Origin of the sequence: Klenkia marina, from assembly GCF_900101025.1 — a bacterium.
Classification (GTDB): Bacteria; Actinomycetota; Actinomycetes; order Mycobacteriales; family Geodermatophilaceae; genus Klenkia; species Klenkia marina.
The window spans coordinates 46,935-69,589 of record NZ_FMUH01000009.1 but is presented as its reverse complement, the minus strand read 5'-3'; the positions used below and the strand labels follow the sequence as shown (position 1 = coordinate 69,589).

Sequence of the window (22,655 nt, the reverse complement as noted above, 5' to 3'; positions counted from 1 at the left end):
TCAGCTCGGTACGGGGGCGGGTGCGAGGTCAGCAAGGAGGGCTTGCACGCGGGAGTCGATGTCCGCGCGGATCGATCGGACCTCACCGACGCTGAGGCCGGCGGGGTCACGGACGGCCCAGTCGGCGTAGCGCTTGCCCGGGTACACCGGGCAGGAGTCCCCACACCCCATCGTGACCACGACGTCGGCGGCGCGGACGACGTCGTCGGTGAGGGGCTTGGGGAACTCGGCCTCGAGATCCAGACCCAGCTCGGCCATGGCAGCCAGGACTGCGGGGTCGATCTGGTCACCAGGCTGGGAGCCGGCGGAGCGGACGTGCACCCGGCCGGCGCCGTGGTGGGCCAACAGCGCTGCGGCCATCTGGGAGCGCCCGGCGTTCTGCACGCACACGAAGAGCACCTCGGGCACCGGCTTGGCCAGCACGCCCTTGGCCTGGGCCAGCGCGGTGAGCCGGTCGGTGGCGAACCGGCCGGTCAGCGCGGTCAGGTGCGTCTGCACCCGCGATGTGCGGGCCAGCGCGGTGTAGGACTCGAAGACGTAGCGGTCGACGGTCTCCCGGGCGAAGACGCCGGTGAACCGGTCGGCCAGCTGATCGGCCAGACGGTGCAGGGCGGCCTCGGGGGCCAGGAGCCCGGTGGGGGGCTGGTTCATGACGTGGCGCTCCTCGTGCTGGACGGGGTGGCAGAGGCCGGGACGGTGGGGTCGCCGGGGAAGTACTTGCGCGCCGCCCACAGCGACACGTAGACCAGCGCCACCAGCACCGGCACCTCGATCAGCGGGCCGACGACCCCGGCCAGGGCCTGCCCGGAGGTCACGCCGAAGGTGCCGATGGCTACGGCGATGGCGAGCTCGAAGTTGTTGCCCGCGGCGGTGAACGCCAGGGTCGCGGTCTTGGCGTAGCCGAGCCGCAGGCGCATGCCGAGCAGGAACGATCCGCCGAACATCAGCGCGAAGTAGGCCAGCAGCGGCAGCGCGATCCGGACGACGTCCCAGGGCTTGGAGGTGATGGCGTCGCCCTGCAGCGCGAAGAGCATCACGATCGTGAACAGCAGCCCGTAGAGGGCGACCGGGCCGATCTTGGGGAGGAACCGGCCCTCGTACCAGTCGCGGCCCTTCGTGCGCTCCCCGATGGTGCGGGTGGCGAACCCGGCGACCAGGGGGATGCCGAGGAACACCAGCACCGAGACCACGATGGCCCAGACGCTGAACTCCGCCGAGGTGGTCGACAGGCCCAGCCAGCCCGGCAGCACCTGCAGGTAGAACCAACCCAGCGCGGCGAACGCGACGATCTGGAAGACCGAGTTGATCGCCACCAGCACGGCGGCGGCCTCCCGGTCACCGCAGGACAGGTCGTTCCAGATCAGCACCATGGCGATGCAGCGGGCCAGCCCGACGATGATCAGCCCGGTCCGATACTCGGGCAGGTCGGGCAGCAGCAGCCAGGCCAGGGCGAACATCAGCGCCGGCCCGAGAATCCAGTTCAGCCCGAGGGAGGCCAGCAGCAGCTTGCGGTCCCCGGTGACCCGGTCCAGCTGGTTGTAGCGGACCTTCGCCAGCACCGGGTACATCATCAGCAGCAGCCCGATCGCGATCGGCAGGCTCACGTCGCCGACCTTCACCGCCTCCAGCGCGGTGTCCAGCCCGGGCACGAAGCGGCCCAGCAGCAGGCCCAGGGCCATGGCGGCGACGATCCAGACCGGCAGGAACCGGTCCAGGGTCGACAGCCGGGCCATCACCGGGGTGTCCAGGTCGGTGCCCGGGCGGGCGGTCTCGGTGACGGGGTCACTCATGCTGCAGGGCCTCCACACGACGAGCATCGACGTCTGTCGATGCAGAGGTCACTGTGCAGGAGGCATCGACAGGCGTCAATCAGTGAGCCACGATGGGCAGGTGAACAGCAGCCCAACGACCCCGCCGGCGCGCACCGAGCTCCCCGTGCTGCCCGACGCGAGCTGCTCGGCCGGCCCGCTCACCGGCGGGATGACCGCCGCCGACGCCACCGAGCTCGCCCGGGTCCTCAAGGCCCTGGCCGACCCGGCCCGGTTGCGGCTGCTGTCCCTGATCGCCGACAGCCCCACCGCCGCGGCGTGCGCCTGCGACCTGACCGAGCCCCTGGGGCTGTCCCAGCCCACGGTGTCCCACCACCTCAAGGTGCTCGTCGACGCCGGCTTCCTCGACCGGGACAAGCGCGGCGTGTGGGCCTGGTACTCCCTGATCCCGGGAGCCCTGCAGCGTGCAGTGACCGGCGTGCCCGGCGTCGCGGAGCTGAGCCCGGCTTGAGCCCCCGCGAGCAACTGGGCCCCACCGACGTCGTCTGCGTGCCCATGACCGCGGAGGACTGGCCGCAGGTCGAAGCGATCTATCAGGCCGGCATCGACACCGGCCACGCCACCTTCGAATCCGCCCCACCCAGCTGGGACGCCTTCGATGCCAGCAGGTCAGCCGATCACCGACTGGTTGCCCGGCAGGACGGAGGACCGCGCGATGGCGCCGTGCTCGGCTGGGCAGCGGTGTCCGCGGTCTCGACACGCGAGGTGTACGCCGGGGTCGTCGAGCACTCGGTCTACGTCGCCCCCGACGATCGAGGCAAGGGCGTCGGCCGGCTCCTGCTCGGGGAGCTCGTGGCCAGCACCGAGGCAGGGGGGATCTGGACCATCCAGTCCTCCGTCTTCCCCGAGAACACGACCAGCCTGACCCTGCACGAGCGGGCCGGCTTCCGCACCGTCGGGGTCCGCGAACGCATCGCCCGGATGGGCTACGGCCCACTCGCCGGCCAGTGGAGAGACACCGTGCTCATCGAGAGGCGCGCAGTCAGCTCCTAGATCAGGCGCCGCCGTCGAGCCCGGGCCACGGGAGAGCGTCGCCTGGCAGTCACGGGATGACTAGGTCACCCGCGGCCAAGAACGGTTCGGATACCCATCCACAGCGCACAGCGCCAGCAGACGGCGACGCCAGGCGTCGCCCCCAGGTAGTGGACTCGCGCGCGAGGTCGCTTGCGGCCGCAGCAACCGCAGGTGACGAGCTCTGGCTGGGTGTCAGGAGCTGAAGACGTCACCTCAGCACCGCCAGCAGCTGCTCGACGGTGGGGGATCCGGCCAGCCCGGTGTCCGTGCGGTAGACCCGGCAGGACAGGCCGACGGGTGCGTCTGGGTCGGCGAACGGATCGACGCCAGCGATCAGCATCGTCGGCGAGCCTCGGAAGCCGACAGCCTCGGCTTCCTCGGGAGTGGAGACCAGCCGGCGGTCCACCGCCGTAGCGCCGAGGCCGGCCAGCTCCAGGGCCTTCAGCAACCGCCGGTCGGCGACCTGCCAGTTGGGGCATCCGTCGAAGTACTGCAGCGTGATGTCCACGTCGACCTCCTCGACCACTGTGGCGGGTCGACCCGCGTGGTGGGCCCACGATGGCCGACACCGCGGTGGGTGTCCATCGACAGGCCTTGCTGGCAGGAGTGGAGGTCTGATCCGAGGTGCCACGCAAAGCTCAGCGGACCAAAAGCTCAATTGTCGGACGGTCCACGATGAGCGGTTCATGGTCCCGCGCAGTCGTGACGCACCGCACGACGATCACAGTTGCTTGATACCCCCGGGGGTATCTACAGTCTGAGGCGTGGATATCCCCCAGGGCGAGCTCGCCGACGTCGTGAAGCGCCTGAACCGCATCCAGGGCCAGATCGGCGGCATCGTGAAGATGATCGAGGATGGCCGCGACTGCGCTGCCGTGGTGACCCAGCTGGCGGCGGCCTCGAAGGCGCTGAACAAGGCGAGCTTCGCCGTCGTCAGCACCGGCATGCGGTACTGCTCGGTCAACTCAGCCCCCGACGAACGCGACGTCGACCTGGCGCAGCTGGAGAAGCTGCTGCTGTCCCTGGCCTGAACCGCCCCACCCGAGGAGGCACCGTGCAGATCGCCCAGCTCACCCCCGCCCAGGTCGCCGCCGACACCGGCAGCACCGTGGTCGACGTCCGCGAGTCCGACGAGGTCGCCACCGGCGCGATCGCCGGCAGCACCGCGATCCCGCTGGGACAGCTGGCCGCCCGCGTCAGCGAGCTTGACCCGACCGCTCCGGTCATCACCGTGTGCCAGAGCGGGCGGCGCAGCCAGCAGGCCGCCGAGGCCCTCGCCGCCGCCGGCTACGACGTCTCCAACATGGCCGGCGGCATGAACGCCTGGCGGGAGGCCGGCTTCCCCGCCGCCTGAGGCGCCGCCCTGCTCGTTGAGGACGGCGCATCAGCAGGACCGTGCCATACCCCTACCCCGTACCGTATGCAAGGAGACAGCCGTGCAGATCGACATCATCGAGACCACCAGCCTGGGCGACCGCAGCTACCTGGTTAGCCAGGCCGGCACCGGCATCGTCATCGACCCCCAGCGCGACATCGACCGGGTCCAGGACCTGGTCGCCCGACGCGGGGTCACCGTGACCCACGTGCTGGAGACCCACGTGCACAACGACTACGTGACCGGTGGCCTCGAGCTGGCCCGGGTCACCGGGGCGGCCTATCTCGTCCCGGCTGGCGACGACGTCACCTACCAGCGGGTCCCTGCGGCCGACGGTGACGTGCACAGGGCCGGTGACCTGCAGATCACCGTGGTGCACACCCCCGGGCACACCCACCACCACGTCTCCTACGCCCTGGCCGGCGCCGACGGTGAGGTGCAGGCGGTCTTCACCGGCGGCTCCATGCTCTACGGCTCCACCGGGCGCACCGACCTGCTGGGCGCGGAGCACACCGACACCCTCACCCACGCCCAGTTCCACTCCGTGCGACGCCTGGCCACCGAGCTGCCCGCGGCCACCGCGGTGTTTCCCAGCCACGGGTTCGGCAGCTTCTGCGCCGCAACCCCGACCAGCGGAACCTCCTCCACCATCGCCGACCAGCAGCAGGTCAACCCCGCGCTCACCCAGGACGAGCAGACCTTCGTCGACGAGCTGATCGCCGGGCTGGGTGCCTACCCGGCCTACTACGCCCACATGGGCCCGATCAACGCAGCCGGCCCGGCGCCGGTGGACCTGTCGGCCCCCCGCACTGTCGACGCGGAGGAGCTCGCCGGCCGGCTGGCCGCGGGGGAGTGGGTCGTGGACCTGCGCACCCGCACCGCCTTCGCCGCCGGGCACCTGCCCGGGGCGCTGAACTTCGAGCTGGGCACCAACTTCCTCACCTACCTGGGCTGGCTCTACGACTGGGACGCCCCGCTGACCCTGATCGGCGACAGCGCCGAGCAGGTCGCCACCGCCCGCCGGGAACTGGTCCGCATCGGCGTCGACAGGATCGCCGGCGCCGCGATCGGCACCCCCGAGGACCTGTCCGCCGGCGCCGACCTTGGCTCCTACCTGGTCAGCGATTTCGCCGGCCTGGCCACCCACTTGGCCAAGCACCCCGACACCGTCGTCCTCGACGCTCGCCGGGATGACGAGCGAGCCACCGGCGGGGTCCGGGGATCGGTGCACGTGCCCATCCACGAGCTGCGTGACCGGATGGACGAGATCCCCGACGGGGAGGTCTGGGTGTATTGCGGCTCGGGCTACCGCGCCTCCATCGCCGCGTCCCTGCTGGCCCGGGCCGGACGCCGCCCGGTGCTGGTCGACGGCGGCTACGGCGACCCGGAGACCGGATCGGCGGCCGCTGGTCTGCACGCCGAGTCCGTGGCGGTCTGAGATGTGCCGCGCAGCCACGTGCCGCACCTGCGGGAAGACCACCTGGGCCGGCTGCGGCCAGCACGTCGACCAGGTCATGCGCGGGGTGCCCACCGCCCAGCGCTGCCCCGGCCACGCCGCTGAGCCCCGTGAACCAGGACGCCTCCGCCGGCTCTTCACCCGTCCCTGACCCACCCCACTCCTGCGAGGACCACGCCCCATGACCAGCCCCACCCTCATCGGCCCCACCGAGGTGGCCGCCACCACGGCCACCGTGGTCGACGTCCGCACACCGGCAGAGTTCGAGACCGCCCACATCCCCGGCGCGGTCAACGTGCCCCTGCCCCTGGTGCAGGCCCACGCCAACACCCTGGCCGACGCCCTGGAGGGCCCGGTCGTGTTGGTGTGCCAGGCCGGATCGAGGGCCCGTACCGCGCACGACGCGCTGGCCTCGGCCGGCGCTGAGCAGCTGGCCGTGCTCGAGGGCGGCATGAACGCCCACACCGCCGACGGCCACACCGTGCGCCGAGGGAAGCAGCGCTGGGCTCTGGAACGTCAGGTCCGCCTGGTCGCCGGCACCATCATCGCGAGCAGCGTGCTGGCCTCCCTCCGGTTCCCCCGAGCCCGCTTCCTGGCCGGCGGCATCGGAGCCGGTCTGGCCGGCGCTGCGGTCACCGACACCTGCGCCATGGGCGCCGCGCTGTCCGCGCTGCCCTACAACCGCGGGGAGACCCCGGTGCACCTCGACGACGTGCTGCAGGTGCTGCGCAGCGCCACCACCGCCCGGTGATCGCCGCAGCGATCGGCCTCGGCCTGGTCATCGGCGCCCTCGTCGGACTCCTCGGCGGGGGCGGGTCGATCCTGGCCGTACCCGCCCTGGTCTACGTCGTCGGACAACCGCTGCCCCAGGCCGTGGCCACGTCGCTGCTGGTCGTCGGAATCACCGCCGTCGTCGCGCTCCTACCCCGACTGCGTGCTGGGCAGATCGCCTGGCGCATCGCCGTCGTGTTCGGGGCGGCCGGGGCGGCGACAGCCTTTGCCGGAGCCGCGGTCAACCGGCTGCTACCCGACGACGTTGTCCTCGCCCTGTTCGCGGCACTGATGATCGCCGCCGGCGTGCGGATGCTGCAGGACAAGCCCACCACCGGAGCCGCGTGTGCCACCGACCACGGGACCGTCAACTGGCGGCGCTGCCTGCCCCGCACCGTCGCCGGCGGCCTGGTCGTCGGGTTCCTCACCGGCCTGCTCGGCGTCGGGGGTGGGTTCCTCATCATCCCGGTGCTGGTGATCGTGCTCGGGCTGCCCATGACCACCGCGATCGGCACCTCGCTGGTCATCGTGGCCGTCAACAGCGCCGCCGGGTTCGCCGCACACGCCGGCGAAGCGCCCATCGACGTGCCCATCACCGTCGGCTTCACCGCCGCCGCCGTGATCGCCGCACTCGTGGCCGGACGACTGGGTGCCGGCCTGGACACCGCACGACTCAAGCGCTGGTTCGCCTGGCTGGTCTTCGTCGTCGCCGCGTTGGTGCTCGTACAGGTCGTCGTCGGCCTGGTCCGCTGACAACGAGGACACGACTGCCGGGAGCGGACTGTTTCACCGCCGGCAGCGGGCCACGTGTTGGACCGCCAGCCAGCATTATCTGGACCGAGCTGATCCACAACCCACCGCGGCAGCATGTTCGTCACTCGGGGCGGTTGCTAGCAGTGTGAACCGTGTGCGGGTGCAGCCCACAATCCCCCGTATATGGATCGACGGATTCCGTGTCACAACTAGGTCCGAAACCGCTAGGGCCCTGGTCTGCGGGGTCGATGCAGTGCTCGGCTCCGACGGTCGTCGTCCCCGATGTGCATGGATCGTCCGTGGTGCAGTGGTGTCAGGAGCGGGCTGGTCGGATGTGACTGCGGGAACCGTGGATAGAGCTCCGCTGCGCGTCCGAGGCCCATTCTGTGGGCCGGAACTGGCTGTCCTGCCAGGCGACGCCCGGGTCCGGCCCAGTCGGGTGCCTGGCATGTCCCGGGGGTCGACGGTCAGCGCAGCAGGGCCCCGGTGAGGACCCCGCGCGCCGTGCGCAGGGCGACTGTCGCCCAGGCCCCCAGCAGCGCGGCGAAGAGCATGACGGCCGCGACCTGCAGGAAGGTCTCGCCGGTGTGCAGGGCGAGCCCGGACGTGCCGGTGACGACGGTGCCGACGGGGAAGGTGAAGGACCACCAGGTGAGGGTGAAGGGCAGGTGCGCCCGGGCAGTGCGGACGGTGACGGCGAGGGCGATGCCGGCCCACATCAGCGCGAACCCCCACACCGGGAGCCCGTAGACCAGCCCCATGGCCTGGAAGGCGGTGGCGTAGGGCTCGGGGACGGCGAGGTGGGCCTGGCTGCCCAGGTTGTTCGCGGCGGTGATCGACTGGCCCAACGGGCCGAGCACGATCCACAGCGTGGGCACCATGGCGGCGGCGCCGATCTTGTGCCGGGCCAGTCGGCCCCACACCAAGGTGATCACCACGAGGCTGGCCAGCAGCGAGAGCCCGAACATCGACCAGCACAGGGTGAACAGGGTGGTGCGCAGCTGTCCGGCGGGCAGTTCGGGGACCAGCAGGGCGCCGGTGGCCGCGGACACCATGGGCGGGACGACGGGCATCAGCCACCCACCGAACGCGGCGTCCTCTGCGACGTCGTGGCGGGTGAAGACCAGGTACGGGAGGCCGACGGCGGTGACCAGGCCGTAGACGGTGCCGGCGACCCACAGGACGGCGAACACCCACAGTGCTGCGGTGGCGCCGATGAGGTCGGCGCCGACGAGGTGGGTGGCGACGCCGAAGGCCAGCAGGCCCATCGGTGGGGCGCCGTAGAAGTGCGCCATGACCGGGTTGTCGGCGTGCCCACGGGCGGTGTCGGGGTGGTATCGCCAGTGCGCGATGGTGGCGGCCGAGACGGCCAGCAGCAGCACCCCGGCCAACACCCACACCACCTGTGCCAGGACCTGCAGGCCCGGGACGGTGACGGGCAGGGTGGCTGCAGCGGTGGCCACGATGGAGGTGCCCATGACCGAGGCGAACCAGTTGGGGCCGATGTTGGCCACGGCCAGTCGCCGGTCGTCGTCACTGCCGAACAGGCCGGGTCCGGGGGTGGGCTGGGTCGCCGTGCTGGTCATGGGTCCATCGTGCGCTGGTGCAGACCCTGCCGGTAGCCGCCGCGTCGTTGTGCATGCACAAGCCCAGCTTGTGGCGCTCGGTGCCAGGGCCTAGCGTCCCACCGGTGCAGGAGACACTGCGAGAGCTCAAGCTCGCCCGGCTGGACGACCCGCACGTCGCGCCGCTGAACGCGCTGGTCCGGCGGTGGCGGGGCCGAGGTCGGGCGGTGCCGTGGTTCGACCCGCACGGCGGGGGCACCGGTGCGCGGGTGCTGCTGCTCCTGGAGAGCCCGGGTCCGGCGACGATGGCGCTGGGGGAACGCGGGTTCTCCTCCGAGGACAACCCCGACCCCACGGCGCGGGTGCTGCGGGCCGCGCGGGAAGCGTCCCCGCTGCGGGCCGTGGACTGCCTGCGGTGGAACGTCGTCCCGTGGGCGCTGGGCACCCCCGAGGCCTGGCGCAACCCACGGGCCGCCGACCTGGCGGAGGCCGGTCCAGCATTGGCCGAGGTCCTCCAGCTGGTCCCGCGGTTGCGGGTCGTCGTCCCGCTGGGGACGGCGGCACTGGCCGGCTGGATGCGGTACCTGACGATGCACCCACCCGTGCACCCGGTGGTGACCCTGGCGGTGCCGCACCCCTCCCAGCGCAACACCCACGCCCGAACCGAGGCCGACCAGCGGTTGCAGCATGCCCTGGGCGCCGCAGCAGCATGGCTGCCGGAGCTGACGGCGTGCCGCTGAGTCCGCACGTGCCCGAGCTGGGGGCGTTGGAACTGTTGTTGGACGTGGTGGCCACCGGCAGCATCGGCGCCGCGGGGCGCCGGCACGGTGTCAGCCAGCAGGCCGCCTCGGCCCGGCTGCGCACCCTCGAGCGGCAGGTGGGCGTCGCCGTGCTCGATCGCCGGGCCCGCGGCACCGGACTCACCGACGCCGGGACTGCGTTCGCCGCCTGGGCGGCCCGCGTGGTCGAGGCCGCCACCGACCTGGACGCCGGGCTGACCGCACTTCGTCACCGGGGATCGGCGCGATTGCGGTTGGCGGCGAGCATGACCGTGGCCGAGCACCTGGTCCCGGGGTGGCTGGCCGCCCTGCGGGCGCACGGGGGCGTCGAGCAGATCACCTTGACGGCCACCAACAGCGCCGCCGTGGCCGACCTGGTTCGCGCCGGGGCAGTGGACGTGGGTCTCGTCGAGGGACCGGACCCCCTGGCCGACCTCTCCCAGGTCGTGGTGGGCACCGACGACCTGGTGCTCGTCGTCGCTCCGGACCACCCCTGGGCCCGTCGGCGACGGCCGGTGGCCGCCGCCCTGCTGGCCCGCACCCCGCTCGTCACCCGCGAGGTCGGCTCGGGCACCCGCACCGCTCTCGAGCAGGCCCTGGGCCCCCCGGGCCCGACGCCGGTGCTCGAGCTCAGCACCGCGACCGCCGTCCGGGAGTCCGTCCGGGCCGGGCTCGGCCCGGCCGTCCTGCCCCGACTGGCGGTGGCCGGTGACCTGCGCGACGGCCGGTTGGTCGCCATCGGCGTCACCGGGGTGGACCTGCGCCGACGGTTGCGGGCCGTGTGGGTGGGGCCCACCGACCGACCCCCCGCCGGCCCGGCCCGCGACCTCGTGGCCACGGCGACCGCACGAGTCCACCCGCCCGGACCGCGGAGGAAGAGTGACGCGGGCGGGGTGACACACGCCAGTCGGCAGGACCACCGCTGAGCCCGGCGATGGAACGCCGCCGAGATCGCGACGCCTGAACCGTCCTCCAGGGCTGACGGACCCCCGGACAACGGGAGAGGACCGCTCGACCATGGACCACCCGACCAGTGCCCAGAGCTGGTGTCCGACCCCGACGCACCGGTGCCGGGACGGCGGTGCGCAGGGGTCGGCGCACCTCGCATCCGGCGTTGCCGGCCCCGTCACGATCGGCACGCTTGCACGGTCGTCGTGGCCACCCACCCCCCGAGACCGGGCCAGCCCATTGCCTGCCCTGGTCGACGACCCCTGGACACCAGGGCCACCCCGGTGCGCGTCGTCCCGCCCCACTGACTTCCCGGAGCACACACCGCAACCCGTGTCGCAGTGCAGTCAGTGCGGACAACAAACCCCGGTGTGCGGTCCTACCGAATCGGGCCCAGAACCAGGTTCACATCCAACTCCTGGCGAGGCCGAGAGGGGTGACCTTATTCGGGCTGGGCGCTGTCAGATGCCGAAGGCCGGTGCGTAGTGGAAGTCGCCGGGCTCGCCGCTCCACGCCTGGAGGGTCCGTACCTGGAAGTGGTCAGCCCACGACGGGTCGGATGCCTTGATGCCCAGCGGTTCGGCGGGGCGGAAGCCGAATCGCCGGTAGTACCCGGTGTCTCCCAGAAGGACGGCTTCGGGAAAGTCGAGGGGGTCAGCTGCCGCGAGTACAGCGTGCATGAGCGCGCTGCCGATGCCGGTCCCTTGCATGTCGGGGAAGACCCCCAGGGGCGCGAGGCCCACCGAGGTTGCGCCGGCGAGCTGCGCACGGCTGCCGAGAACGTGCCCCACGACCGCGCCGTCCCGTTCGGCGACCAGGGACAGCGCTGGGATGACGTCTCCGGCGGCGCGTAGGGCGTCGACCAGGGTTGCCTCAAACGCGACCGATCCGTCCTCGGTGGCGAACGCGGCGTTGTGGACAGCGTGTACGGCGTCGCGGTCGTTCGGGGTCTCTCTGCGGATCAGCACCCGGAGCACGATGCAGGCGCTAGGGCTGCGCCACAACATGTTTGGCCCGTCGTGTCACAAACCCCCGTCTGTGACACGACTCAGCCGAGCTGTCGCCTAACGAGAAAGCGCCAGATCCATGATCGCGGGGGAAGGACCAAAACCCGTTCTGAAATCAACGGCCCATAAACCCCATCACGCCAGCTTGTGATCCGACAGCAGGTGCCGCCCGGTCCGGGTCGTGACCGAGCTGCCGTGCCTCGCCCCCGGGGGCTCCGCCGGTCCGTGCTCGAAGACTCAGTCCACCGCCCGCAGGGGTGGGTGGTGACGGGCGCGGTGTAGACAAACTAGCTGCGGTCGTCGGGGTCGACGCCGACCTCGGGCCCGTCGACAGTCAGGGTTTTTCGGTCCAGCAGGAGGACGGAACCGGCGGTAGCGCCTAGTCATCACGATCGGCGCGCAGCCGACCACGCAAGGCGACGGTGGCGCGCTCGAGCCCGGGAAAGGCACGGTCACCGTCGCGGACAGCTCCAGAGGAGGGCCGGCGGGGCCGGGCGGCAGCTCGGCGGTGCTCATCTCGTCAGTCTGATGACCCGTGCCGCGGGCGCAGCCAATGCCGGCCAGCACCTACGTCGCGGGACCGGCCCCGCACCGTTGCAGATGCAGGGCCGGCCCGGGGTGAGTTATCGCGGCGCTCGAGTAGGTCGAAGTCGGCACGCAAGGGGGCTGCGGGCACGACCTTCCTGGAGATCAGGTGTCCGAGGGACCGATCAGACGCAGTCGACGCTGGCCGGGGTTGCGCGGGTCCTGGGGCAGGGTGTCCCAGTGTTCGTCCGCCAGGTGGACCGGTTGCTGGTTTGCAGGCACTACATCGGTGAACAGCGCCAGGGTCTCCCCGACCTTGGTGGCCGCTGGGGCGACGATGCCGTGATAGCGGAGCTGATGGGCCAGCTGTGCCACTAGCTGACACTGTCGGTAGGCCTCCCGGTCGGAGGTCGCGCTCTGCAGCTCAGCCATCGTCAATCCGGCAGCTGCCCGGCCACCAGCGGTCCTGAGGTCCAGGACGTTGTCGACCTCCACGCTGGCGGTGATGAGCATGCGGGGGACGAAGGAGCCCGGGGGCATGGGGTCCTCGACGGGGTCGACCAGGTGGCGGTAGGCCTCGATCACCACGGACTGCTCTGGCTTGCCCAGATAGAGCACCGGGAACCCGTTGCGAGTCCCCCAGCGGCCGGCACTGCGACGGCCCTGCAGGCCTGTGTGCGAGAAGCGGGCTGGCACGTGACGCTGCCAGATGCCGGTGACCTGAGCGGTGGGTGCGCTGGACAGCTGAGCGGCCGTGGTGGTCATGACTACATAGCCCCCGATACGCGCTGGGCTTCGGCCAGCACCTCATCGATGTTGCCGGCGACCAGCAGGTCGATGGGTCGCTGCCCGGACAGGTTGCGGTTGCGCGAGTTGAGCCAGATAGCAATCCCCTCCTCGGTGTAGGCGGTCTGCAGCTCCTCGACGAGGAACTTCAGGTCGAGCAGGCGCTGGAGCTTGACGCCGTTGGGTGCGGTGTCGCCGCCGGCCCAGTTCTGCACGGTGCGCAGGCTGGAGCCCACGGCTTGGCCCAGCTGGCCCTGGGTGATTCCAACTTCAGTGACCAGGCTGACGATCCGCGGATAGGTCTCGGAGTACGACACCTGATCGTCGGACGGTGTGGCCACTTGATGCTGCATGCGGTTCTCCTCCATGGGACTGCCCTCCCTCGGGCGATATGTGCATAGCCTATCGCGGTCTACCTTTCGGGTCTAGTTGCGCATCGAGTTGCGTATCTGTGTATGCTTCGGGTCGAGGAAGGGAGCGCTCATGGCTGAGCTCACGGTCCGCATCGGCGGTGACGACATCGCGCTGCTGCGGCGCGTACTGGGCGCGCACGGGGCTGGCGCGGGACCGGCTGCACCGCACCGGGTGGTCGTCGACGCTCACCTGGCTCCGCGCAAGGCTGAGATCGTCCAGCTGGCCCAGGTGGCGGGCATCCCGATGCTCATCGACCCGCAGACCTACTACCTGCAGGACTACCAGCACCCCGGCGACTCGTGGGCCGCCCTTCCCTACGCCGAGGCCGCGATCGCCACCCCGGCCGACCTGCTCAACCCGACCCGGGTCGACCAGGTGGTGGCTACCTGCGTGGAGTTCCAGCTGCAGCACGGGGCCAGCGCCATTCTGGCCCCCTACGTGCACATCGAGTCCGCGACCGACGGATGGCTGCAGGTCCAGCTGGCTTTATGGGCGGCCACCCACCGCTACCTGGCCGCGCAACAGATCCACGTCCCGGTTATCGCCGTCGTCGCCATGGGCTGGCGGCTGCTGCACCGTCCGACCTGGCCCGCCGTGATCGAGCCGCTGGCCACTGGCGTCGAGGCCCTGGGGGTGCAGGAGATCGCGTTGGCCGCCAGCAAGGTCGACCAGGGAGCCCATCCCGCACAACGGCTGGCCGACTACCTGGCCACCATGCACCGGCTCGCCCGCATCGCACCGGTGACGGCCTGGCAGCAAGGAGTGCTCGGAGACGTCTCCGTCGCCGGAGGAGCCGCAGGCTACGAGACCGGGATCGGTCGCAGGGAACGGTGCGACTTGCGCGTCGCCATGACCAACCGTCGTACTGCACCAGACCCGAATGCGCCCCGCGGGCCGCGCGGGGTCTTCATCCGGCAGCTCAACAGGTCGGTGCCCAAGCGCACCGTGGTGGCCATCAGCACTGATCGCCGGCTCATGGCCAGGGTCATCTGCCCCGACCCGGGGTGCTGCCCGATGGGGCGGGAATCCCTGCTCGGCGATGCCCGCACCCACGCCCTGATCAGCCGGAAGACCAGCCTGCTCCAGCAGCAGCGCATCTCCCGCCCCTCCTGGGGGTGGAACCGGCTGGCGGCCCACGCCGATGAGGCCCTCGACCTCGCTGCCCGCCTCGCCGCCACCCGGCAACGCAACCCAGCCATCACCCGCATCGACATCGGCGCACTGATGGCCACCAAGGCCGTCGCCGACCATCACCGCCAGGCGCTGCGCCACCGCAAGGCCGCCTAGCGCCGGCACCCCCAGACCGAGGCTCCCACCCGGGGATGTCTCGAACCGAAAGGAACAAGAACATGGCCAAGGGCCACCACCGCAGCGCCATCTCCGGGCGCTACATCTCCAGCGCCGCTGCCGCCCGGCATCCCCGCACCTCGGTCACCGAGAGCGGATCCGGGGCCAACCGCAGCAGCGGCACCCACCACCGCAGCGCCATCACCGGGCACTTCATCTCCAGCGCCGCTGCAGCCCGGCACCCCAGCACCAGCGTGACCGAGCAGGGCTAGCCCCGCCTCGCCACCTGAACAGCAGGGCCCCCCGCACCTCAATTGCGGGGGGCCCTGCGTGTTTCCTACCAGACAGATCACGGCTAGTCCGCGAGTGCGGCGGCGACGGCGTAGGTGGCATTGCGGGTGTGGTTGGCGCGGGTCCGGTCGTAGAGCCGGGTGGTGCGGGGGTCTCGGTGGCCCATGGAGTCCTGCACGTCCCGAAGGGCGACGCCGGCGTCTAGGGCGGTGGTGGCATAGGTGTGCCGGGCAGAGTGTGGGCTGATCCGGCCGGCGGCCGGTAGGCCGGCGTCGGCTGCGAGCCGGCGCAGCAGTCTCCAGGCTGCGGTGCGGTCCAGGGCGCGGCCGCTGCTGGTGGCGAACAGTGGGCCGGCGGTGCGCTCGCCGATGGCGCCGGCGAGGGCGTGCTGCACGTCGGGGGTCAGCGGCACTCGGGCTCGGCGGCCGCCCTTGCGGCGAATCCGCAGCACCCGGTGCCCCTGGTCGTGGTCCAGGTCTTCCACTCGTGCGCCCAAAGCCTCGGACACTCGCAGCCCGTTGAGCACGAGCAGCTTGATCAGGGCCTCGGAGCGGGGGGAGTGGGCGCGGGCAGCGGCGAACAGGGCATGGACCTCGTCGCGGGTAAGCCCGGAAGTCATGGATTCCTCGTCGACCGCGGGCCGGGTGATGCCGGTGAACGGCGAGCCGGCGACAGCACTGTGGCGGGCGGCGTAGCGATAGAAGCCGTGGACGGCTGAGGTGCGCCGAGCGACGGAGGCGGCGGCGAGGGTGTGGCCGGTGCGGGGGTCGCCGACCTCGGTGAGCATTCGGAGGTAGGCGTCGGCGTGGTGGATGCCGGCGCGCAGCGGGTCGAGCTCGAGCTGGGTGCACCAGTGCAGCCAGGAGGCCAGGTCGGCGGTGTAGGCGGCGCGGGTGGTGGCCGATCGCTTGGACAGCAAGAACCCCCGCACCAGGTCATCGACCGTCGACAGCCGGGTCGCCTCGGCGGGGGTGACCGGCACCGGAGCTGCACGCGGTGCGACGACCACCGCGGAGGAGAACGCCGGGGCCAGTTCAGCGCTCACGGCGCCGTCACCACCTCTGCGTCGTCGACCCAGCGGGCCAGCACGCTGACCGCGGCCAGCTGCTCCAGGGCGTGCTGCTCCTCGGCGGGGCTCTCGGTGACCTCGTGGCTGAGCCGGTTGCGGACGCCGGCAAACAGGCCCTCGGCCAGCGACCGGGCGCCGCGGTGCACGCTGGAGTAGGTGTCGCTGCCGTCATCAGGCATCAGGCGCAGCCGCGGCCTGTCCGCTTTCGGGGCGTCCAGGCTGAACAGCTGGTTGAACAGGTCGGTCTCGCTGACGTCGCGGCGGCCGACCTTCAGCTGAGCCTCGGCGTTGACCTTCTTCAGAGCGTCGACCACTGCCTGGGCGTACTGCCGGCTGCCCCACATCGAGCGGGCACCGTCCCAGGCCCACGGGTGCAGGCGGCTGGCGTCCAGGGTGGGCGCGTTGTCCCCGAGCTTCTCGCGAAGCTCCTCCTGGCGGCGCAAGATCGTGATGGCACGAAGGGTCGCCTCGCGGTGTCGGGTCCATCGGTTCGACGACCGGAGCTCGATCGTGGTCCGCCAGTCGGCGATGACGCGGTCGAGGATCTGCTCGACCACCGCGGCCGCGGCGGCGACGTCCCCATCGGGACTGGCGGTCGAGCTGCTACTGGTGACGAACCCGCCTCGGCTGTTGTTAGTGAGCACAGTCATCCGCTCAAAGATCCCAAGCTCATCGAGCGCCCACGCGATGTCCATGAGTACAACATAACGTCTTTTATGTTGCATCCCTGCCAAGCCGGCAGCTATCCCAGACGCCCGGTGGCGAGCGTCGCCTACCGAGGTCGATCGCTCTACGCGTAGACCCCCCAGGGACCAGCTGTCGACGCGCCGAGCTCAGTTGTCCACCGACCGATGTCACGCTGGCTGGATGAACGGCGACGGTGAGCTTGCTGAGGTCCCGGCAGCACTTGCGGAGGCCTTAGCCCAGTTGCCGGCTGATTTCCGCGCCATGCTGCCCACCAACAGCGAGGGGCAGCCGCAGGTGGAGATCGTGCGTGCCCTCTACCGGCATGAGTGGACTGAGCCGGGCCAGATGAGATGGATAGAGGTCCGCGAGCTGAGCGCCGATGAATGGGATGAGGCAATTGCAGCCCATCGTGATATCTACCGCTTCACCCGTGGACTCGACGGTTTCCCGTCGTTCGCCTGGGGCGATCTTCGTAACGCGCGCGAGGAGTTGCTGCGACAACTGCGTGAACAACCCAGGCCTAACGAGTGGATGCCACAGATTATCGAGTATCGGATTATCAACTACAGCACGGCGCTCAAGCTGTACCACGAGTACGTGACAGCGCAGGTTAATCGCACAGGCGATGACAACCTAAAGGCTCAGGTGGCGGCCGCCTTCTCGAGAGTTTACGACCGCAGCTTCGGGTATCGAATCATCTACTCGATGCGCAACGCATTCCAGCATGGAGTGCGTGGGCTGGTGTCACTACGGATGACAGCAAGGCTGGCCGAGGGCTCCAACGCAAGGCCGGAGTCGGAAGCCTCCGCGTATCTCGAAAAGGACGTCTTTGCAGCGAGTCGCGCGAACGCCGCTGTCCGCCGGGACGTTCGCGAGTCGGACGAGGAAATAGAGCTGTTCCAACTCGGCGAGGATGCGTTCGCCGAGGTTCAAGCGCTGCACGCCTGTCTGTCTCCCTTGCTGCATCCCGCTGCGCCGATCGCAGCCCGATTGCTCGTGCAGTACATCGCAGAGCTCAGCGGAGAACGACCGCACTTTCACGAGTACGTCCGTGGTCTTCCGACGAGAGGGATCCTGGGAACAACGAGCCTGGACCGTAACGGCTTTGACTACGTCGCCCGGCAGGCAGGCAAGCGTGTCGATTATGAGGAGGGGGCGCCGACAGACGCGCTAGCGGCATTGCCGACTTACCCCTCCTCCGCCTCACCGGACTAGCTCCTCTTCGCGGACGAGCATTTCGTCTTGAACGTGCTTTCGACGAGTAGGTACCGGGGCAGCGCCGACCGTGCGGACTGAAAAACCATGGCTCGCCCTGCGAGGCAGGCTGTACCGGACACGTTCCGCCTCGAACCGACACACGACTCGATCCGCAGATAGCCTGCACTATTGGCGGCCTATGCGGATTCGCCGTCGAGCATGTGTCCGGCCAAGGTCGCGGGCATCCGCCGTCCAACCGGCTCCTCGGTCGACCCGGTGCGTGTGGTGAGGCTTGACGTGGCCGATGCAGATGGATGACCCGCGCTGAGTCGGCAAGTTGTCGTCAGGTCGAGGCCGGGGCCTTAGCCAGTCGGGTGACCTGGCTATCGAGGTGCAGCTGATCAGGAGTCCCTGAGAATCCGCGCAGCGCGGCAACTAGTTCGCGGTCGCTACTGGAAATGACCTTAGGTTCGAGAAGATCAACCAGGAGGCTCCATTGGCGTCGGGCGCTTGTGGATGTGAGCAACGACGAGATGCTCTCGCTAGTGAAAGCACGCAATGCGCGACGGGCCATGTGTACGGTGAACTTCTCGACCAGGCGCTGGTAAGTATCCTCGGCGCTGAACGCGACGCCATATCCATTTCCGAGGAACAACTCCACGATGGCGCGTACATACTTCTGTTCTAGCTGCTTCGGGACGTCGCCCTGTGGACCGACTAAACGCTCAACGACAGTCGCTGGCGCGCCTTCCAGGAAGAAGTTGTTCCAGCCATTATGAACCGCCATCAGGTTGTCGAGTGCAGCGTCCAGTTCTGCGGCGCGCATCTCCGGCGGAAGATAGGAGGTGCCACCTACCAGGTCGAGTAGCTCCCGAGCAGCTTCGGCTGGCCCAGTATCAGCGCTCGCTCGCAGTCGGGCGTACTGGACGCCGAACCGGCCGCGTGCGTCCTCGCTGACGTGCTCCCAAAGCGGTGGCCACAACTGCCGGACGTTGTCGGCGACTGTCGGCGTTCGTTGCGAATCGAGATAAAGGCCGAAGAAGCCGCGGGCAAGGGTGTCCGCGCGAGACTCGAGGCCTCCGAAGAACAAGGCAGCGTCGCGAACTGCGTCGCCGTCGAGAAGTGCCTTCTTGAGGTTGCCCAGGAGTCGGCCGGTCTCGGCTGCGACGTGGTCCGGTGGGGTTGTGATTACCTGGTTGATGCATACCTGCAACCACTGCGCGAGATCCAGGCCGGTGAGTTCAACCTGGTTCGGGTGCGCGGCGCTGGCGTGATTGCGCATGTATCGAACATGGTCCAGCCGCTGAAAGCCTACGGCGGTGAGCAGACCGATCTCCCTGGCTGCGCGCAACAGGTTGGCGTCATCAATGCGGGAGAGGTCCTCCTCCGACTTCAGGTGTTTGCGTAGGTCGCTGCCGCCAGCAGCAACGTCGAAGAAGTAGTTAAGGTCGAAGCCGGTCACTCGGCGGCGCAGCTCGTGGACGAGTTCGTCCCACAGGTAGTTCAATGCTGCGTCGAAAAGCCCAACGCTGGCCGCAGCGATCATCTTACTGACGTAGATCGACCGGCCGAGCACGGTCGGACTCAGTCCGTCCAAGATCGGCTGCACGTTGCTCAGCAACATGTGCCGCTCTCCTACCTCCACGAAGATCCCTTCGTGGGGGAGCCCGGCTTGTCGTAGCTGTTCGAGGACGACGATCTCGAAGCGCTGCAGGTCGCTGCGTACATCGGCGACGGCGACACCAGTGGGGTTGCCCTGGGGAGCGAGGTCGGTCACGTGCTCAGTCTAATCCACAGCGTCTAATACACTGCCTAGATGGGTTGCACCCTATGTATCCACGGTTCGTCCGCGCTTGGTGTGAACGTTTCCAGAAATAGCCCGAAGAAACCGAAGTTCCGGAGATGGCGCGGGCATTGCCTGGACATTTTAGTCCGCGCCATTGTACCTCGAGAACGCGCCGCGAACTCCACTAAGTACTAGCACAAGGGCGACGTCGTTCGGCTGACTTGCCTGCTGCATGGCGCCCTCGATGAGCTGGTGGTCAAGCGCGCCCGCCGAGCCGGCTGGACCAGCTAGGGGTAGGCCATCACCGGGCTGTGTGCCGGGTGTGCCCCTAGCTTTGACTGGGTGCCTCCTTATCGGCTGATCGCCGACCATCGCGGTCCGCTCGAGGAGTTCACCGCGACGGACGATGGCGAGGCCGACACCGTCGATCGGGCCAAGTCCGGCAGCACACCAACGAAGAAGACCGGCTATCGGCTTGAGGCCAACCGGGACGGCCTGCGGCAGGCCGTGCTCACCTGGACTCCGCGCCGAGTGCTCGCCGCCTCGGCTGTGCGTGATGATCTGGTTCAGCCGCCGAAGCGATGACCCCGGGTCGACTGTCGGTGCGGGCGTTGGCGAGTAGGGATCAGCCAGCGTCGAACAGTGGCGCTTGTCCGGGCATGGAGCGGCGGGAACGGCCGGTCGTCCGAGGTGCGGTAGCGCTGACAGCGGCCATCTGGCGCTCCAGGTAGCGCAGGCGTTCCTCAGCCATCTCGACGTCGAGAAGCGCTTCGTCGGCTCGGTTGTGCGCCTCGACCGCAGCGCGTTCGGTGCTGGCTTGGGCAAGCATCCGCTCGGCCCACCGCAGCTTGGCATCAGCGGACTCGACCACCAGTTGCTGCTGCTCGATAGCCCACTGCAGCTGCGGTTCAGTCAATTCCCGGTCGTGCATAGCTCACCCTAACCGCAAAACCGAGGGCCGGCAATGTTTATCGGACGCCTCACGGTTAGTGAATTGTTACTGTAGTTCGCCAAGAACGACGCAACCACCAACCGAAATGAGAACTTCCGTGGCTCGCAAGATGCAGATCATGCTTGAGGACGACTTGACCGGCGAAGCGCTGGAGGACGGCGCTGGTGATACCGTCACCTTCGCCCTGGACGGCACCTCGTATGAGATCGACCTGTCCGATGACAACGCCGCCGAGATGCGTGAGGCGCTGTCCCGGTACACCGCGGCCGCGCGGAAGGTCACCACGTCTGGCCGGCGCCAGGCCGGCAGCGGGGGAGCGCCCAAGCGGGCCAGCGGTGGCGGGCGGACCGATCTGGCGGCGATCCGGGAGTGGGCGAAGGCCAACGGGCACGAGGTGTCCGAGCGGGGCCGGATCGCCGGTGCTGTCGTGGAGGCCTACGACGCCGCCCACTGACACCGGCAGACCCGAACTAGGCCAAGACGGCCCTTGGGTCAGGGCTGCGGCTGTTGCCCGGTGTCGACTGGGTCTACCGGGCGCAGAAGCCGGCTGCTGGCGGTTCCGGTGTAGGTGAACCAGGTGCGGCCGCCGGGGTCGGTCTGCTGGGTGGGACCGTCGACGGTGAGGGTGTCCCAGTCCATGACCTGCATGGGCTGACCGGCCGGGATGTTGAGTCGCTCGGTCAGCATGTGCCGCAGATGTCCCTGCAGCGCGACCGTTGCCTGCTCCAGGTTGTCGAAGGGCAGCTCGACGACCGTGGTGATGCGGTGCGCCATCGCGGGTGACAGCGGGCCGGTCTCGTCGTGGGGCGCCGGTGATGGGTCGGGCACGGCGGGATTGTGCACGAGACCGCGCCCGATGTGACCGGTCGTGGCGCCCTCGGTATATGACCTGCGCCCCAGCGACTGCTTGGCGAGGTGGGCACGAGGCCTGCTGCGCTGGCGGGGTGGTGGCCAGCCTGCGGCTGGGGCTTCGCCGCGGTGGTCGGGTGAGGGGGTGCGGCGGGTCGACCCAGTCTGAGGGGGTGGGGGCCCGACCGGTCAAGGCCGCCTGCGGCGCCGCTGCGCGGTCGGGCTGCGCCCGAGCCTGGACCGCCCACCCTCACCCCCTCACCCCCGGGTCTCCCGACCCGCCGCACACAGCGGCGGGCAGGCGGGAGGAGACCCCCATGAGCACCACCACGAAGGACGTCAGCCCGGCCGCGGCCGGCGGGCAGCAGTTCGTCTCGGCCACCGTGCACCTGGCCGGTGCCGTCGAGTTCGAGACCGCGCACGCCAGCTGGACCGGCATCGGACACGTCATGGCCAGGATGGGCGGAGTGCTCCTGTACTTCCTGGACCGGGCAGCGATCGCCGGGTTCGCGATCGCGGCCGGCGAAGCCGGCGCCCTGGGCGCCCAGACGTTCGGCGACCAGCAAGTGAGGCCGCTACCGGCCCTCGCGCGGGTCGGGGACGGGCAGGACGCCAGCATCGTGCTTCGGCTCCACGGTGCCCAGGACATCGGGCGACCGCACGCGGCCACCACGACCTCCAGCCAGGACGGGGGAGCATTCGTCGCGGTGCGGGTGGGCGGGCTGACGCTGGTGCTGCGGGACCAGCTGGCGCTGGCCGCGCTCGAGCAGGTCGCGGCAACAGCGGCCCGTGCGGCGGACGTGCTGTGGCCCGACGAGGACGCCGACCTGCAGCTGCCGGTGCAGCCCAGCCGGGCACCGCGGCGCTGACCGGAGTCCCGGGGGCGGCCCATGCGGTCGCCCCCGGGAGTTGTCCCCAACAACGTCGGCTGTCCACAGATCTGCTGGATGGCCGTTCGGAGGCCCTGTCGGGGGAGAAGGTGACCGCATGGACGACACCACCCCCACCCCCGACCGCCCCGCCGACGCCTCGTCCCCGGCGCCGGCCGAGGTCGAGTTCTTCATCCGGGCCACCCACCAGCTCCGGCGAGTGCACGACAGCAGCGTCATCAGCACCCACTGCAGCGGCCCCTGCGGGGTCGAGGCCATGGCCAACCTGAGCCTGGCCGAGCTCATCGGACCGAACCCGCCCGGGCCCCTGGAGTACGTCAACGTCGAGCTCATCGACCTGGCGACGGGCAAGGCCGAAGGCTGCACCCGTGGGCTGACGCCGCTGAGCGGTGACCCCACCGACGTCCACTCCTGGCCCTAGACCG

The 22,655-nt window shown here is 69.9% G+C and carries 28 protein-coding genes; 16 read left to right on the top strand and 12 right to left on the bottom strand.

Translation table 11 applies throughout. From position 1 onward, the window contains the following. On the bottom strand, positions 1 to 651 hold the full coding sequence (locus BLP29_RS20105) for an arsenate reductase/protein-tyrosine-phosphatase family protein (protein WP_092807923.1): 651 nt from the start codon (positions 649 to 651) through the stop codon (positions 1 to 3). Next, positions 648 to 1,790 carry an ACR3 family arsenite efflux transporter gene (gene arsB / locus BLP29_RS20100; RefSeq protein WP_092807921.1) on the bottom strand — a complete coding sequence of 381 codons (1,143 nt, stop codon included), beginning with the start codon at positions 1,788 to 1,790 and terminating at the stop codon, positions 648 to 650. Before arsB ends, BLP29_RS20105 begins: the two co-directional genes overlap by 4 nt. Positions 1,791 to 1,890: 100 nt before the next feature. Between arsB and BLP29_RS20095 the strand changes: the two genes are divergently transcribed. Both BLP29_RS20095 and BLP29_RS20090 read left to right on the top strand, forming a co-directional pair. Continuing rightward, complete coding sequence (locus tag BLP29_RS20095; protein WP_243470132.1) at positions 1,891 to 2,280, top strand: ArsR/SmtB family transcription factor; 390 nt, start codon at positions 1,891 to 1,893, stop codon at positions 2,278 to 2,280. Beyond that, a complete protein-coding gene (locus BLP29_RS20090) occupies positions 2,277 to 2,822 on the top strand; it encodes a GNAT family N-acetyltransferase (protein ID WP_207798633.1) in 546 nt (181 codons plus the stop codon). The genes BLP29_RS20095 and BLP29_RS20090 overlap by 4 nt, the downstream gene beginning before the upstream one ends. A 229-nt stretch (positions 2,823 to 3,051) precedes the next feature. On the opposite strand, the gene BLP29_RS20085 is transcribed toward BLP29_RS20090, so the two are convergent. Then, positions 3,052 to 3,351, bottom strand: a complete 300-nt coding sequence (locus BLP29_RS20085) for a thioredoxin family protein (protein ID WP_092807971.1) — start codon at positions 3,349 to 3,351, stop codon at positions 3,052 to 3,054. A 256-nt stretch (positions 3,352 to 3,607) separates the two neighbouring features. Here BLP29_RS20085 and BLP29_RS20080 point away from each other — a divergent pair, with 256 nt between their 5' ends. The 5 genes from BLP29_RS20080 (at position 3,608) to BLP29_RS20055 (ending at position 7,198) form a co-directional block, all read left to right on the top strand. Next, the gene (locus BLP29_RS20080; RefSeq protein WP_092807919.1) at positions 3,608 to 3,874 is read left to right on the top strand and encodes a metal-sensitive transcriptional regulator; all 267 of its coding nucleotides are present in this window, start codon (positions 3,608 to 3,610) and stop codon (positions 3,872 to 3,874) included. Between the two features lie 23 nt (positions 3,875 to 3,897). Beyond that, positions 3,898 to 4,197: a rhodanese-like domain-containing protein gene (locus BLP29_RS20075; protein WP_243470131.1), complete on the top strand. Its 300-nt coding sequence runs from the start codon at positions 3,898 to 3,900 to the stop codon at positions 4,195 to 4,197. 82 nt (positions 4,198 to 4,279) lie between these two features. Next, positions 4,280 to 5,656, top strand: a complete 1,377-nt coding sequence (locus BLP29_RS20070) for an MBL fold metallo-hydrolase (protein ID WP_092807917.1) — start codon at positions 4,280 to 4,282, stop codon at positions 5,654 to 5,656. 199 nt (positions 5,657 to 5,855) lie between these two features. Beyond that, positions 5,856 to 6,425, top strand: a complete 570-nt coding sequence (locus tag BLP29_RS20060) for a rhodanese-like domain-containing protein (RefSeq protein ID WP_092807913.1) — start codon at positions 5,856 to 5,858, stop codon at positions 6,423 to 6,425. After that, positions 6,422 to 7,198, top strand: a complete 777-nt coding sequence (locus BLP29_RS20055; RefSeq protein WP_243470130.1) for a sulfite exporter TauE/SafE family protein — start codon at positions 6,422 to 6,424, stop codon at positions 7,196 to 7,198. Before BLP29_RS20060 ends, BLP29_RS20055 begins: the two co-directional genes overlap by 4 nt. A 467-nt stretch (positions 7,199 to 7,665) precedes the next feature. On the opposite strand, the gene BLP29_RS20050 is transcribed toward BLP29_RS20055, so the two are convergent. After that, a complete protein-coding gene (locus BLP29_RS20050; RefSeq protein ID WP_092807911.1) occupies positions 7,666 to 8,784 on the bottom strand; it encodes a TDT family transporter in 1,119 nt (372 codons plus the stop codon). 104 nt (positions 8,785 to 8,888) lie between these two features. Between BLP29_RS20050 and BLP29_RS21895 the strand changes: the two genes are divergently transcribed. Both BLP29_RS21895 and BLP29_RS20040 read left to right on the top strand, forming a co-directional pair. Further along, positions 8,889 to 9,503, top strand: a complete 615-nt coding sequence (locus BLP29_RS21895; protein ID WP_165839467.1) for a uracil-DNA glycosylase — start codon at positions 8,889 to 8,891, stop codon at positions 9,501 to 9,503. Next, a complete protein-coding gene (locus BLP29_RS20040; protein ID WP_207798632.1) occupies positions 9,494 to 10,468 on the top strand; it encodes a LysR family transcriptional regulator in 975 nt (324 codons plus the stop codon). Before BLP29_RS21895 ends, BLP29_RS20040 begins: the two co-directional genes overlap by 10 nt. A 483-nt stretch (positions 10,469 to 10,951) precedes the next feature. On the opposite strand, the gene BLP29_RS20035 is transcribed toward BLP29_RS20040, so the two are convergent. From BLP29_RS20035 to BLP29_RS20025, 3 genes are all read right to left on the bottom strand, one after another. After that, positions 10,952 to 11,458 (bottom strand): GNAT family N-acetyltransferase, encoded by a 507-nt coding sequence (locus tag BLP29_RS20035; protein ID WP_092807965.1) that lies wholly within the window; start codon positions 11,456 to 11,458, stop codon positions 10,952 to 10,954. A gap of 729 nt (positions 11,459 to 12,187) precedes the next feature. Next, positions 12,188 to 12,787 carry an RES domain-containing protein gene (locus tag BLP29_RS20030; RefSeq protein ID WP_092807905.1) on the bottom strand — a complete coding sequence of 200 codons (600 nt, stop codon included), beginning with the start codon at positions 12,785 to 12,787 and terminating at the stop codon, positions 12,188 to 12,190. 2 nt (positions 12,788 to 12,789) lie between these two features. Then, a complete protein-coding gene (locus tag BLP29_RS20025) occupies positions 12,790 to 13,176 on the bottom strand; it encodes an antitoxin Xre/MbcA/ParS toxin-binding domain-containing protein (protein WP_133379331.1) in 387 nt (128 codons plus the stop codon). A 61-nt stretch (positions 13,177 to 13,237) separates the two neighbouring features. Here BLP29_RS20025 and BLP29_RS20020 point away from each other — a divergent pair, with 61 nt between their 5' ends. After that, entirely contained in the window at positions 13,238 to 14,509 is a 1,272-nt protein-coding gene (locus tag BLP29_RS20020; RefSeq protein ID WP_133379329.1) for a hypothetical protein, read from the top strand. 35 nt (positions 14,510 to 14,544) lie between these two features. Further along, on the top strand, positions 14,545 to 14,781 hold the full coding sequence (locus BLP29_RS20015) for an ABC transporter ATP-binding protein (protein WP_207798631.1): 237 nt from the start codon (positions 14,545 to 14,547) through the stop codon (positions 14,779 to 14,781). 83 nt (positions 14,782 to 14,864) lie between these two features. On the opposite strand, the gene BLP29_RS20010 is transcribed toward BLP29_RS20015, so the two are convergent. Together BLP29_RS20010 and BLP29_RS20005 are read right to left on the bottom strand one after the other, a co-directional pair. Then, positions 14,865 to 15,845 carry a tyrosine-type recombinase/integrase gene (locus BLP29_RS20010; RefSeq protein ID WP_207798630.1) on the bottom strand — a complete coding sequence of 327 codons (981 nt, stop codon included), beginning with the start codon at positions 15,843 to 15,845 and terminating at the stop codon, positions 14,865 to 14,867. Next, a complete protein-coding gene (locus tag BLP29_RS20005; RefSeq protein ID WP_207798629.1) occupies positions 15,842 to 16,564 on the bottom strand; it encodes a TIGR02391 family protein in 723 nt (240 codons plus the stop codon). The genes BLP29_RS20010 and BLP29_RS20005 overlap by 4 nt, the downstream gene beginning before the upstream one ends. Positions 16,565 to 16,736: 172 nt before the next feature. Between BLP29_RS20005 and BLP29_RS20000 the strand changes: the two genes are divergently transcribed. After that, positions 16,737 to 17,771, top strand: coding sequence for a hypothetical protein (locus tag BLP29_RS20000; protein ID WP_092807895.1), 1,035 nt, complete (start codon positions 16,737 to 16,739; stop codon positions 17,769 to 17,771). A 325-nt stretch (positions 17,772 to 18,096) separates the two neighbouring features. Here BLP29_RS20000 and BLP29_RS19995 read toward each other — a convergent pair whose 3' ends face one another. Next, the gene (locus BLP29_RS19995; RefSeq protein ID WP_207798628.1) at positions 18,097 to 19,530 is read right to left on the bottom strand and encodes a hypothetical protein; all 1,434 of its coding nucleotides are present in this window, start codon (positions 19,528 to 19,530) and stop codon (positions 18,097 to 18,099) included. Between the two features lie 351 nt (positions 19,531 to 19,881). On the opposite strand from BLP29_RS19995, the gene BLP29_RS20815 reads away from it, so the two are divergent. Further along, positions 19,882 to 20,124 (top strand): hypothetical protein, encoded by a 243-nt coding sequence (locus BLP29_RS20815; RefSeq protein WP_133379327.1) that lies wholly within the window; start codon positions 19,882 to 19,884, stop codon positions 20,122 to 20,124. Between the two features lie 40 nt (positions 20,125 to 20,164). Here BLP29_RS20815 and BLP29_RS19990 read toward each other — a convergent pair whose 3' ends face one another. After that, positions 20,165 to 20,470 carry a hypothetical protein gene (locus BLP29_RS19990; protein WP_092807893.1) on the bottom strand — a complete coding sequence of 102 codons (306 nt, stop codon included), beginning with the start codon at positions 20,468 to 20,470 and terminating at the stop codon, positions 20,165 to 20,167. Between the two features lie 118 nt (positions 20,471 to 20,588). Between BLP29_RS19990 and BLP29_RS19985 the strand changes: the two genes are divergently transcribed. Continuing rightward, positions 20,589 to 20,945, top strand: coding sequence for a histone-like nucleoid-structuring protein Lsr2 (locus BLP29_RS19985; protein ID WP_092807891.1), 357 nt, complete (start codon positions 20,589 to 20,591; stop codon positions 20,943 to 20,945). A gap of 38 nt (positions 20,946 to 20,983) precedes the next feature. On the opposite strand, the gene BLP29_RS19980 is transcribed toward BLP29_RS19985, so the two are convergent. Further along, complete coding sequence (locus BLP29_RS19980; protein WP_092807889.1) at positions 20,984 to 21,265, bottom strand: hypothetical protein; 282 nt, start codon at positions 21,263 to 21,265, stop codon at positions 20,984 to 20,986. A 392-nt stretch (positions 21,266 to 21,657) separates the two neighbouring features. Here BLP29_RS19980 and BLP29_RS19975 point away from each other — a divergent pair, with 392 nt between their 5' ends. Together BLP29_RS19975 and BLP29_RS19970 are read left to right on the top strand one after the other, a co-directional pair. Then, positions 21,658 to 22,209 carry a hypothetical protein gene (locus BLP29_RS19975; RefSeq protein ID WP_092807887.1) on the top strand — a complete coding sequence of 184 codons (552 nt, stop codon included), beginning with the start codon at positions 21,658 to 21,660 and terminating at the stop codon, positions 22,207 to 22,209. A 118-nt stretch (positions 22,210 to 22,327) separates the two neighbouring features. Further along, positions 22,328 to 22,651: a hypothetical protein gene (locus BLP29_RS19970; RefSeq protein ID WP_092807885.1), complete on the top strand. Its 324-nt coding sequence runs from the start codon at positions 22,328 to 22,330 to the stop codon at positions 22,649 to 22,651. Positions 22,652 to 22,655: the final 4 nt, after the last annotated feature.

Excerpts from the sequence above, each read along its gene's own strand:
- BLP29_RS20060 (WP_092807913.1), top strand. The coding sequence starts at position 5,856 with ATGACCAGCCCCACCCTCATCGGCCCCACCGAGGTGGCCGCCACCACG.
- BLP29_RS20015 (WP_207798631.1), top strand. The coding sequence starts at position 14,545 with ATGTCTCGAACCGAAAGGAACAAGAACATGGCCAAGGGCCACCACCGC.
- arsB (WP_092807921.1), bottom strand. The coding sequence starts at position 1,790 with ATGAGTGACCCCGTCACCGAGACCGCCCGCCCGGGCACCGACCTGGAC.
- BLP29_RS20050 (WP_092807911.1), bottom strand. The coding sequence starts at position 8,784 with ATGACCAGCACGGCGACCCAGCCCACCCCCGGACCCGGCCTGTTCGGC.
- BLP29_RS19970 (WP_092807885.1), top strand. The coding sequence starts at position 22,328 with ATGGACGACACCACCCCCACCCCCGACCGCCCCGCCGACGCCTCGTCC.
- BLP29_RS19980 (WP_092807889.1), bottom strand. The coding sequence starts at position 21,265 with ATGGCGCACCGCATCACCACGGTCGTCGAGCTGCCCTTCGACAACCTG.
- BLP29_RS20000 (WP_092807895.1), top strand. The coding sequence starts at position 16,737 with ATGAACGGCGACGGTGAGCTTGCTGAGGTCCCGGCAGCACTTGCGGAG.
- BLP29_RS20030 (WP_092807905.1), bottom strand. The coding sequence starts at position 12,787 with ATGACCACCACGGCCGCTCAGCTGTCCAGCGCACCCACCGCTCAGGTC.
- BLP29_RS20005 (WP_207798629.1), bottom strand. The coding sequence starts at position 16,564 with ATGGACATCGCGTGGGCGCTCGATGAGCTTGGGATCTTTGAGCGGATG.
- BLP29_RS20105 (WP_092807923.1), bottom strand. The coding sequence starts at position 651 with ATGAACCAGCCCCCCACCGGGCTCCTGGCCCCCGAGGCCGCCCTGCAC.
- BLP29_RS19975 (WP_092807887.1), top strand. The coding sequence starts at position 21,658 with ATGAGCACCACCACGAAGGACGTCAGCCCGGCCGCGGCCGGCGGGCAG.
- BLP29_RS20025 (WP_133379331.1), bottom strand. The coding sequence starts at position 13,176 with ATGGAGGAGAACCGCATGCAGCATCAAGTGGCCACACCGTCCGACGAT.
- BLP29_RS19990 (WP_092807893.1), bottom strand. The coding sequence starts at position 20,470 with ATGCACGACCGGGAATTGACTGAACCGCAGCTGCAGTGGGCTATCGAG.